Source organism: Shimazuella sp. NTD248 (assembly GCF_059510395.1).
In genome coordinates this window covers 303759-315315 of sequence record NZ_JCAJZT010000001.1, presented here as the reverse complement: position 1 = coordinate 315315, position 11557 = coordinate 303759, and the positions used below count along the sequence as shown (strand labels likewise).

Here is an 11557-nt window from a genome sequence, read left to right as displayed (position 1 = left end):
TAAATTCAGTTGTAGGAATTAGTCTAATAAAGTCTCAGCTTACAACTAAAATTATATTCTTAAGGAAGCGAAAGGGAGAACAAAATGACATCAGAATTAAAACAAGGAAAACGGATCGATTGGATTCTGGTTCTTATTCTATTACTATCTGGGGTTCTAAACTTTTTCAATATTTGGAATCAAAATAGTGATAATGACTATTACACTGCTGCTGTCACTAGTATGTTGCAGAGTTTCCATAATTTCTTTTTTGCATCCTATGATCCAGGCGGATTTGTAACAGTGGATAAACCTCCTGTAGTTTTTTGGATACAAACAGCCTTTGCTTTTGTTTTTGGCGTTCATGTTTGGAGTGTGGTTCTTCCACAGGCTTTAGCCGGTGTAGGTTCCGTTTTACTCGTATATTTCCTCGTTAAGCCAACGTTTGGAAAAACAGCATCTAGATTTGCTAGTTTGATCATGGCATGCTCACCTATTGCTGTTGTGATCAGTCGTACCAACAATATTGACAGTATGCTGGTATTTACCCTCTTACTAGCAACTTGGATGTTGTTTAAAGGAATCCGTAAAAAAAAGGTTTCTTGGGTTTTAGGTGCGTTTGCTTTGATTGGTGTAGGGTTCAACATGAAAATGCTTCAAGCGTATATGGTCGTCCCAGCATTTTATGTCTTTTATCTTATCGGATTTAAAAGTGGATGGAAGAAGAGGTTGACTGTACTTTTAACAGCGACAGTACTCATGGTTGCAGTGTCTCTTTCTTGGGCGGTTGTCGTCGATTCCATCCCAGCGAAAAATCGACCTTATATTGGAAGTAGTAAAACCAATTCGGTCTTGGAACTTGCCTTTGGTTACAATGGAGTATCTCGACTCACAGGGAATAAAGGTAACCAATCTGGTGGTCAAATGAATCAAGTTCCTCAGGGGAATATCCAAAATGGAAATGAACAACAAGGTCAGAGTCCTCAGACGATAATTCAAAACGGAAATGGACAGCAGGGGAAAAAACCTATTTTGGTAACAGGAGGCGGAAATGGTAATTTTGGTACTGGTGAACCGGGATTATTCCGACTTTTCCAGAAAGAGCTATCTGGTCAAATTAGTTGGCTATTACCATTTGTTTTGTTTGCTTGTATAGGTTTATTATCAGGTGTTCGTTATAGACAGCCATTAACGGACAAACAAAAAGAAACCTTGTTTTGGCTGGCTTGGTTGATTCCTGGGATGGTGTTTTTCAGCGTAGCAGGATTCTTCCACCACTACTATTTGATTATGCTTTCTCCGCCAATAGCAGCACTAGCGGGAACAGGATGGGTAGAGCTGCGAAATAAATACTTCAATCGAGAAGGATGGAAAATGTGGTTGCTGCCATCAGCAATACTAGTTACAACGGGTTTTGAATTATATGTGCTTTTTCCCTTTCAACAGCAAATAGGTATTGGTTGGTCATGCTTGATTGGGATAGTAGGTATCACTTCATCTCTCGTGTTGTTTTTGGATAGTAAGAAACAGGGATGGAAACCTTATGTTACATTAGCGGGAATATTGATTCTATTAGTGGCTCCTTTATATTGGTCGTCAACAGGGCTAACCAGTGGAGTGAATGGTTCCTTGCCACAGGCTGGACCTGATAGTAATCTTGATCTCAACAAAAACAACAATGGAGGACAGGGATCAGGCCAAGGTTTAGTGAATAACGGTCCAACTATGAGTAATAATGGAGGACAGGGATCAAGCCAAGGTTTAGTGAATAATGGTCCAACTATGAGTAATAATGGAGGACAGGGATCAGGTCAAGGTTTAGTGAATAATGGTCCAACTATGAATAATAATGGAGGACAAGGATCAGGTCAAAATACGGGAATGAGCGGACCAAGTAATTCTATGCACGGACCTGGTACTAATATAGGCGGTAGTAGAATGAAAAATACAATAAATGTTGCCGAGGTCAATACAAAATTGCTTGCCTATCTAACGAAACACAATAATGGTGAAAAGTATCTTTTTGCAACACCAGATACTGGATTAGCCTCTCCATATATCATACAAACAGGTAAAGCTGTAATGGCAATGGGTGGATTTACAGGTTCTGATCCTATTCTAACTGTTGCAAAATTAGAAGAGATGGTGAAGAACAAAGAAGTGAAATTTTTCTTGATTCCTTCAAGTGGTGTGAATAATGATGTATTAAATTGGATCCGTACACACAGCACAAAGATTGATAGTAAAAATCGGCAATCAACTGGCTCTAATCAATTGGAGATAAACGATTTATATCAAATAAAAATTAGTAAATGAGTTGATTGTTGTAAGTGTTTCTTGAAATCTTATTATTACAATCTGTATTGAATTGACATTGTTTGTTAGAAATACAAAAGACAAAAGCGTTTTTAATGAGCTACTTTGAATATTCCATAATAAAAGCACTTGATCACATTTGCATGTGAATAAGTGCTTTTTGTTCGTTTTGTGTCTTCTTCCATAGTTTCAGCCAATACTCAAGGTACGTTCAGGAACAATTCAGGTAAGGCAGTTATCCTAGTGAAAGTAAAGCGAAAGCAATCAAACATTGTTTTCAAGAAGGAATGGAAAGGAAGAAAAAAATGACAGAGGAAATAAAGCAAAGGAAGCGCGTGGATTGGATTTTAGTCATCATCGCGGTATTATCAGGGTTTTTGAACTACTTTAATATTTGGAATCAAAATAGTGACAATCAGTATTACACATCAGCGGTTACAAGTATGTTACAGAGTTTTCATAACTTCTTTTTCGCATCATTTGATCCAGGAGGATATGTAACTGTCGATAAGCCGCCAGTTGTGTTTTGGATACAGACTGCTTTTGCCTCTGTGTTTGGTGTACATAACTGGAGTGTTATTTTACCCCAAGCACTAGCTCAAGTAGGTTCTGTACTCTTACTCTACTTTCTTGTAAAACCCACTTTTGGGAAAACAGCTGCTCGCTTTGCCAGTTTGATTATGGCAGTTACACCGATTGCAGTTGCGGTAAGCCGAACCAATAACATCGATAGTATGCTCGTGTTTACCTTGTTATTAGGAACTTGGATGTTAGTAAAAGGTATCCGCAGTAAAAAGGTAGGATGGATACTCGGAGCTTTTGCCATGATTGGCGTCGGTTTCAACGAGAAAATGTTACAAGCATATTTTGTGGTTCCAGCGTTTTATCTCTTTTACATCATGGCATTTAAAGAAAAAGCTAAGAAGAAATGGACTGTATTAGCTGCATCCACTGTGATCATGGTCGTGATTTCGCTCTCTTGGGCAGTGATAGTAGACTCGATCCCGGCAAAAGATCGCCCATACATGGGCAGCAGCCAGACAAACTCTGTATTAGAGCTTGCCTTTGGTTATAACGGTGTGTCCCGACTAACAGGAAACCAAGGCGGTGGAACGGGTGGAGCACCAAATCAACAAAAGATGGAGCAAAGTCAAGCATCACAAAATCAACAATCGAATCAAACAAGTAGTACAACGCAAAACAACAATCAACAAAATAATAATACGAACAACCAGCCAAATGGCAATTTTCAAGGAATGCCTTCAAATGGCGGAGAGCAAGGAAAAATGTTTGGAGCTGGTGGAGGAGGAGCTGGTGGTCAAGGTGGAGGAATGTTTAACACCGGTCAAGCTGGACCGCTTCGTTTATTCCAAACCGAACTTTCCGGTCAAATAAGTTGGCTTCTACCATTTGTGATTATTGCCAGCATTGGATTATTAGCAGGTATTCGTCGTCGTAAACCTTGGACAGATAAACAGAAAGAAACTGTATTTTGGTTAGCATGGCTGATTCCCGGATGTGTATTTTTCAGCATAGCAGGGTTCTTCCATCAGTATTACTTGATTATGCTTGCCCCGCCGATTGCAGCTATTGCTGGAGCAGGTTGGGTTGAACTCTGGAATCACTACCGAAATTCAGAAGGATGGAAAAAATGGCTATTGCCAATTGGAATATTGATCACGACGCTTTTTGAAATATATATTCTTTACCCATATCAAGACCAAATTGGAATCGGTTGGTCCATTGTCATCGGGTTAGTTGGAATTGTTTTGTCACTGCTCTTATTCTTTGCTAGTAAACAAGAGCAACTGTCTGCTTTTTCTGCACTTGCAGGTCTGCTTATCTTACTAGTAGCTCCGCTTTACTGGGCATCGACAGGATTTATCAGTGGAGTGAACAGTGTTATGCCAGCGGCAGGACCAAGTGGGAGTCAAGGATTTGGCGGCGGTGGTATGCCAAATATGACAACAAATACAGAACGATCAGGGCCTGGTATGGGAATGAACATGCCAAATGGGATGAATATGCAAAACGGAAATAATTCTCAAATGAATGGCAATGCTCCACAGATGGGAGCAGGTGAAAACAGTGCCAATGCTTCACAAGGAAATAACATGTCTAATCGACAACAGGGCAGAGGTGGATTCGGTGCTGCTCAAATTAATACCAAACTATTTAATTATGTAACCAAACATAACACCGGCGAGAAGTTCTTATTTGCCACAACTAGTTCGCAAGATGCTGCTCCTTACATTATTAAAACCGGCAAGGCAGTTATGGCAATGGGTGGATTCTCTGGTTCCGATCCCATCTTGACCGTTGCAAAACTAGAAGAAATGGTAAAAAACAAACAAGTGAAGTTTTTCTTAATCCCTTCAGGCTCTGGGTCAGGCTTCCGTGGGGGAGAGAGAGGAAGTAGTGAGGTTTTAAACTGGATTCGTTCCCACAGTACGAAAGTGGCAGACTCAGAATGGAAGTCTAGTCAAGGAACCAGTAATGGAATGAAAATTGTCATCAATGGTGCACAGGTCGGAGGATCAGATCAAGCACTTTATGAGATCAAACAATAACGCGGGAGGGAAGAAAAATGAAATCATCCATTCGTTACTCGGTGATCATTCCGATGTTTAACGAGGAAGCAGTCATACAAGAAACCTATTATCGGCTTACTCAAGTGATGAAATCAGTAGAAGAACCTTATGAACTTCTCTTTGTAAATGATGGCAGCAAAGACCGTACAGCGGAAATTGTAAACACTTTATCGCTAACAGATCCAAATGTTAGATTACTAGATTTTTCTCGAAATTTTGGTCACCAAATTGCAATTACTGCGGGCATGGATCATGCCCGCGGTAATGCCATCATCATTATTGATGCAGATTTGCAAGATCCACCAGAACTCATACCCGAAATGATAGAGAAATGGAAAGAGGGATATGAAGTTGTCTATGCCAAACGTGCCAAACGAAAAGGGGAGACGTTGTTTAAGAAATGGACAGCGACCTTGTTTTATCGCACATTAGCTGCACTAACAGAGATCAATATCCCCCTTGATACGGGTGATTTTCGCTTGATGGATCGCCAAGTAGTGCAGGCAATGTCTACTATCCGTGAGAAAAATCGCTTTGTCCGTGGATTAGTCAGTTGGATTGGATATCGACAAACAGCAATTGAATATGTTCGTGAGGAACGTTTTGCTGGAGAGACGAAATATCCACTTAAAAAAATGCTTCGCTTTTCGATAGATGGGATTACTTCGTTCTCCCATAAACCATTGAAATTAGCGACTTATCTTGGTTTTTCTGTTTCATTTATCAGTTTTATCTATTTGATCGTCTCTCTGCTGCAAAAGCTTCTCACTACAAGTACCGTTTCAGGATGGGCTTCTTTGATAGCTTGTGTCTTGTTACTAAATGGAATGACACTGATGTTACTAGGTGTTTTGGGAGAGTATGTAGGCAGAATCTACGATGAGACAAAAAATCGTCCACTATATATATTGCGAGACAGACAAAAAGTGGAGCAGCTCGTAACAGAAGAGGTGAAGTGGAGTGCTCACCAATAAAAGGAAAGTCATTCAGTTTTTCCAATTTTGTATGGTGGGTATAGGAAATACAGCTATTGATTTTATTGTTTTCTATCTGTTGATTCAAGGAGGGTTGCCTTATATAAGTGCTCAATTCCTCTCCTTTGCAGCAGGTGTGTTAAATAGTTTTGTATTTAATCGGACATGGACGTTTCGGAAGAAGGGTCATACCAATCTGCGGGAAATGATGAAGTTTTTGGTTGTCAATGGATGTGCGTTTCTCTTGTCGCTTGGTCTGCTTACTCTCTTTTATGATAAATATCATTTTCCACTACTTTGGAGTAAGGCCATTGCTTCTGTGATCAGTATTAGTGTGAGCTTTCTTGGCAGTCGTCTGTGGGTGTTTCCAGAAAATCAAACCATGAGGAGTGATCGAAATGAAAATCAGAAAAGCAGTTATTCCAGCAGCGGGACTAGGAACCAGATTTCTTCCTGCTACCAAAGCTCTGCCGAAAGAAATGTTACCGATCGTCGATAAACCTGCCATTCAATATATCGTCGAAGAAGCAGTACAAGCTGGGATTGAAAGCATCATTATCGTAACAGGGAGAAATAAACGTTCTATCGAGGATCACTTCGATCGATCCATCGAATTGGAACAAACCCTTCAAGAGAAGGGGAAATCAGATGTTCTGCAAGAGATACAAGGGATAACCAATATGGCTTCGATCCATTATATCCGGCAAAAAAATCCATTAGGTTTGGGACATGCCATTTTGTGCGCGGAGCAATTTATCGACAATGAGCCATTTGCTGTTTTATTGGGCGATGACATCATGGTGTCGCAAAAGCCTGCACTGCAACAATTAATCGATATATATGAACAACATCACAATCCTGTGATCGGTGTAAAAACAGTACAACAGTCAGAAGTAAGTAAATATGGAATCATCGATCCATATGGGCAGAATGGAAACGTTTATCAAGTTCATGACCTAGTAGAAAAACCGTCACAGGAAACTGCCCCTTCTCAGATTGCGATTATGGGCCGCTATATTTTAGAACCTTCTATTTTCCCTATCTTACAGACAATCGATCGAGGAGCTGGGAACGAAATCCAATTGACAGATGCTCTGCGGGTGTTGGCAAAGGATGTTCCCATTCATGCTTCAGAACTAGAAGGCAATCGTTATGATATCGGAGATAAATTAGGCTATTTACAAGCGAGTACGGAAATGGGATTGCGGAGAGAAGAAATGCGTGAACCTCTACTCGCTTACCTAGAAAATATCTTAAAAAAAGAGTTGAATAGGAGTGTTTGTTGATGAACGTATTGGTTACAGGAGGGGCTGGATATATAGGAAGTCATACCGTTCAAGCGTTAATTGCCCAAAATAGCAAAGTAGTAGTATTGGATAATTTGACAACTGGACATCATCAGGCTGTGCAGACACCGTATTTTTATCAAGGGGATATTGAAGATGATGAATTGGTTCGTGAGATCATTCAAAAACATCAAATCGATTCGGTGATTCATTTTGCTGCAAAGAGTATCGTATCAGAATCCATTCAACATCCATCGCTCTACTATCATGAAAATACTGTTAAATCTTGTGCCTTTTTTGAAACAGTTGTAGGCGAAGGTGTAAAGCGGATCGTTTTCTCTTCGACTGCTGCCGTTTATGGAAATGCACATGACAAACCGATTCGAGAAGATGAGAAGACAAATCCGATCAACCCATATGGGGATTCAAAAGCCAAAATTGAAAACTATTTACATTTATTAGGTAGAGTTTATCCGATCAAATGGATTGCGTTGCGTTATTTTAATGCGGCAGGAGCTTCCTTCGATGGAATATTAGGAGAAGATCATCAACCAGAAAGCCACCTTATCCCACTTGTTTTGCAGACGGTATTGGGAAAAAGAGAAGTTATTTCCGTCTTTGGAGATGATTATCCTACCAACGATGGAACTTGTATCCGTGATTATATTCATGTTTTGGATTTGGCACATGCTCATATTTTAGCACTTCAAGCAATGCAGAGTGATCAACCGCTAAAACAGAACATCTATAATGTTGGCACTGGCTTTGGTCATTCAGTAAGAGAGATTATTCGCACTACAGAACGAGTTACAGGAAAAAAGATAAAAATGAAAATAGAAGAGAGAAGACTTGGTGATCCTCCTGTTTTGATTGCAGATAGCTCCAGTTTACAAGAACATCTCGGTTGGAAGCCGTATTATAGCGACCTACAGACCATTATCGAAACTGCTTGGCGTTGGTATGAAACACATCCTAATGGCTATAAAAAACAAACCATTCAAGTCTAAGGGGGAGAAGTTCCATGGACTACAAAAAAGCTTATAAACGCTGGTTAAATCATGAATATCTCGATCAAGGGTTAAAAAAGCAATTATACCAACTAAATGGTCATGAAAAAGAGATTGAAGATTGCTTTTATACTTCTCTTTCATTTGGAACTGCTGGTATGCGTGGGATGCTTGGTGTAGGTACAAATAGGATGAACAAATATATGGTTCGCAAAGCCACGCAGGGTTTAGCTCAATATATTAGTAAACAAGGCAGAGAGTACCAGCAAAAAGGTGTCGTTATTGCCTATGATTCTCGGCATCAATCGTTTGAATTTGCTAAAGAAGCAGGTCTTGTCCTTGCAGCAAATGGAGTTAAGGCATTTGTGTTTCCTTGTATACGTTCCACTCCTGAGCTTTCGTTCGCCGTTCGCTATCTACATGCAACTGCGGGAATTGTCATTACAGCGAGCCATAATCCCTCTGTTTATAATGGATATAAGCTTTATGGATCAGATGGTGCCCAAATAACTGCAAGTTTAGCAGAGCCAATCACCCAAGAAATCGATAAAGTTGCCGATGAACTAAAGGTGAGAGTAGCGGAATGGAGCAGGGCACAGGAGCAGGAACTATTTGTTTGGATTGGCAATGATGTAACGGAAGCGTATCAAAACAGATTGCATTCAATCGCCTTACAGCCAAAAGAAAACAATCAAGGTTTCAAAGTCGTCTATACTCCTTTACATGGAACCGGGAGCAAACCGGTGCAGAAAATTTTGAGAGATCGCGGTTTTGACAAAGTCTATACCGTGCCTAAACAAGATGTTCCCGATCCCGATTTCCCTACTGTGCTCTCGCCGAATCCAGAAGAGCCAGCAGCACTCCAAATGGCGATTCAGTTGGCACAGCGAAATGGAGCAGATTTAGTCATCGGTACAGACCCGGATGCAGATCGAGTGGGGGTGGCGGTGCAAAATAAACATGGCCATTGGGGTGTTTTAACAGGTAATCAAATCGGAGCACTTTTATTGGATTACATGCTGACACTTCGAAAAGAACAAGGAAACCTGCCTGTAAATGGGATTGTAGTCAAAACAATCGTAACTTCAGAGATGGGAAGAGCAGTTGCGAGTCAATATGGTATCGAAACATATGATACATTAACTGGATTCAAATATATAGCTGAGAAGATCAAAGAGTGGACAGATACGAGAGAAAAACAATTTTTATTTGGCTATGAAGAAAGTTCGGGTTTTCTCGTCGGTGATTTTTGTCGAGACAAAGACGCCATCCAAGCAAGTATGCTCATAGCAGAAATGGGTGCTTATTACAAGCGACAAGGACTTACGTTATATGAGGTTTTGCAAGAAGTATATAAAAAAATCGGCTACTTCCAAGAAGATGTGGTATCTATGACGCTGTCAGGGAAGAGTGGATTGCAAAAAATGGAACACATTATGAGTCAACTAAGAACCAAAACTTTCCCTATGATCGATGGCATAGCTATTGTACAGAAGAAAGATTACATGCGAGGGATTGATCAATTACCTAAAGCCAATGTGCTGAAATTTATACTCGAAGATGATTCTTGGTTTGTATCACGCCCATCAGGAACAGAACCTAAAATTAAGTTTTATTACGGTGTAAAAGGTTCCCGTTTATCAGAGGCAAAACAAAAATTAGAACGACTAAAGACCGAGACAGAAAGATTTATACATCTAATAATGAAAGATAATTTGAAATATTTACAAAAATAGTGATTGTGGTGTGATATTTTATGACCAAGCTAAAAAATAAGTTTCGTATTGGTTTGTTACTCCTCTTCCTGTCAGCCATTGCGATTAGTGTCTATTCACTATGGAGTATTTCCGGTAATTCCCAATCAATGGATAATGCAAATCAGCAACCTGGCCAAATGCATCAGTCAGGAGGAAATATGCAGTCTCCTCCTGGAGGATCTTCTTCTAAAGATACCTCGCAACAGAAAGGATTGCAAAGTGGTAATCGGAATCCAAATTCCAACAGCACTAAACCTAATAGTATGCCGCGTTTCCAGCAAGGAACAGCAGGGGCTAATCAGACTTTCAATAATGGCAGCATGTTTCATGGAATGAGCAATCAAAGCTCCTCTGATAAGATTTATGTGTGCATCTATGCTGTATTGTTTTTAGGTTTATTTGTAGCTGGAATTTCCTTGTTATCCAAAAAGAAGCTGCATATTCAAAAGGAAAACCAAAAGATGCTGCTGTGGACACTACTAGGAGTTGGTTTTTTTCTTAAAATCGCTGTAGCTCCTTGGGTTGATGGGTATTCATCCGATATAAATCTGTTTAAAAACTGGGCGACGTCGGCGGCGAATCAATTAAGTGGATTTTATCTTCATGGCTCCAGTGATTACCCGCCTTTTTATATCTATGTGTTGTATGTAGTTGGAAAAGTAGCTTCTTGGTGGAATAATTATTTTGAACTATTGATAAAAATACCATCGATATTAGCAGATAGTGTGACAGCATACCTGATCTACCGTCTAGCTGCTCGAAAGTTGTCTTTCGAAAAAAGTGCTTTGCTTTCAGCATTTTACCTTTTCAATCCAGCGGTATTGATCAATTCTACTTTTTGGGGTCAAGTAGATTCCTTCTTTACGATGATCGTGGTACTGGCTGTATATTTTCTAGTAGAACGAAAAGTCTATCTGTCTACTATGTTTCTTACCCTCGCTGTATTGATGAAACCACAAGGAATCATTTATTTACCAGTGTTATTCTTTGCGCTGGTTCAATTGAAAAATATAAAACAAATCATAATGAGTGTAGTTACAGCCTTCGGTACCGCACTAGTGGTCATTTTGCCGTTTTCCTTTGGTCAATCTTGGAATTGGATCATCACCCTCTATTCTCGTACGATTAGCGAATATCCTTATGCATCAGTAAATGCTTATAACTTTTTTAGCTTAATCGGTGCAAATTATAAACAAGACACCACTGATTTATTCCTTTTCAGCTACCACACATGGGGAATGATCTTTATCGTCTGTATTACATTACTAGTTGGATATGTGATTATGAAGGGACAAAATCCATCATATACCGCCCTTGCTGCCCTTTTGATTATTGCAGGAGTATTTACATTTTCAACTGGTATGCATGAAAGATATTTATTTCCAGCAGCTGCATTATCTCTGCTTGCTTGTATTTACTTTAAAGATAAGAAGCTACTCTGGTTATCTGTAGGTTTTAGTACAAGTATCTTTCTCAATACTTTTGCCATTTTGTATGGTGCTGTTCAAGGAAACGATTCTACTAGTTTTACGATGCTCGCTACATCCATGTTAAATGTTGTGCTCTTTGCTTTTCTTGTAAAAATCATTCTGGATAAAGTGAGAAGTCGTAAAGGAAAAGTATTAGAATAATAATATTGTATGATCA

Annotated in this window: 8 protein-coding genes; all 8 read left to right on the top strand. The window is 39.6% G+C overall.

Features of this window, described 5'->3' with window-relative positions; genetic code table 11:
* The first annotated feature begins 84 nt into the window (after positions 1-84).
* The 8 genes from AC5WOE_RS01645 (at position 85) to AC5WOE_RS01610 (ending at position 11541) form a co-directional block, all read left to right on the top strand.
* On the top strand, positions 85-2295 hold the full coding sequence (locus AC5WOE_RS01645) for an ArnT family glycosyltransferase (RefSeq protein WP_496051753.1): 2211 nt from the start codon (positions 85-87) through the stop codon (positions 2293-2295).
* Positions 2296-2600: 305 nt separating this feature from the next.
* Positions 2601-4865, top strand: coding sequence for an ArnT family glycosyltransferase (locus AC5WOE_RS01640; protein WP_496051752.1), 2265 nt, complete (start codon positions 2601-2603; stop codon positions 4863-4865).
* Between the two features lie 17 nt (positions 4866-4882).
* Positions 4883-5860 carry a glycosyltransferase family 2 protein gene (locus AC5WOE_RS01635; protein WP_496051751.1) on the top strand — a complete coding sequence of 326 codons (978 nt, stop codon included), beginning with the start codon at positions 4883-4885 and terminating at the stop codon, positions 5858-5860.
* Positions 5847-6359: a GtrA family protein gene (locus AC5WOE_RS01630; protein ID WP_496048252.1), complete on the top strand. Its 513-nt coding sequence runs from the start codon at positions 5847-5849 to the stop codon at positions 6357-6359. The genes AC5WOE_RS01635 and AC5WOE_RS01630 overlap by 14 nt, the downstream gene beginning before the upstream one ends.
* Positions 6259-7146, top strand: a complete 888-nt coding sequence (gene galU / locus AC5WOE_RS01625) for a UTP--glucose-1-phosphate uridylyltransferase GalU (protein ID WP_496048251.1) — start codon at positions 6259-6261, stop codon at positions 7144-7146. Before AC5WOE_RS01630 ends, galU begins: the two co-directional genes overlap by 101 nt.
* Positions 7146-8153 carry a UDP-glucose 4-epimerase GalE gene (gene galE / locus AC5WOE_RS01620; RefSeq protein ID WP_496048250.1) on the top strand — a complete coding sequence of 336 codons (1008 nt, stop codon included), beginning with the start codon at positions 7146-7148 and terminating at the stop codon, positions 8151-8153. Before galU ends, galE begins: the two co-directional genes overlap by 1 nt.
* Positions 8154-8167: 14 nt before the next feature.
* Positions 8168-9889, top strand: coding sequence for a phospho-sugar mutase (locus tag AC5WOE_RS01615; protein WP_496051750.1), 1722 nt, complete (start codon positions 8168-8170; stop codon positions 9887-9889).
* A gap of 20 nt (positions 9890-9909) precedes the next feature.
* Positions 9910-11541 carry an MptA/MptB family glycosyltransferase gene (locus AC5WOE_RS01610; RefSeq protein WP_496048248.1) on the top strand — a complete coding sequence of 544 codons (1632 nt, stop codon included), beginning with the start codon at positions 9910-9912 and terminating at the stop codon, positions 11539-11541.
* Positions 11542-11557: the final 16 nt, after the last annotated feature.

Excerpts from the sequence above, each read along its gene's own strand:
- AC5WOE_RS01645 (WP_496051753.1), top strand. The coding sequence starts at position 85 with ATGACATCAGAATTAAAACAAGGAAAACGGATCGATTGGATTCTGGTT.
- galE (WP_496048250.1), top strand. The coding sequence starts at position 7,146 with ATGAACGTATTGGTTACAGGAGGGGCTGGATATATAGGAAGTCATACC.
- AC5WOE_RS01615 (WP_496051750.1), top strand. The coding sequence starts at position 8,168 with ATGGACTACAAAAAAGCTTATAAACGCTGGTTAAATCATGAATATCTC.
- AC5WOE_RS01610 (WP_496048248.1), top strand. The coding sequence starts at position 9,910 with ATGACCAAGCTAAAAAATAAGTTTCGTATTGGTTTGTTACTCCTCTTC.
- AC5WOE_RS01635 (WP_496051751.1), top strand. The coding sequence starts at position 4,883 with ATGAAATCATCCATTCGTTACTCGGTGATCATTCCGATGTTTAACGAG.
- galU (WP_496048251.1), top strand. The coding sequence starts at position 6,259 with ATGAAAATCAGAAAAGCAGTTATTCCAGCAGCGGGACTAGGAACCAGA.
- AC5WOE_RS01640 (WP_496051752.1), top strand. The coding sequence starts at position 2,601 with ATGACAGAGGAAATAAAGCAAAGGAAGCGCGTGGATTGGATTTTAGTC.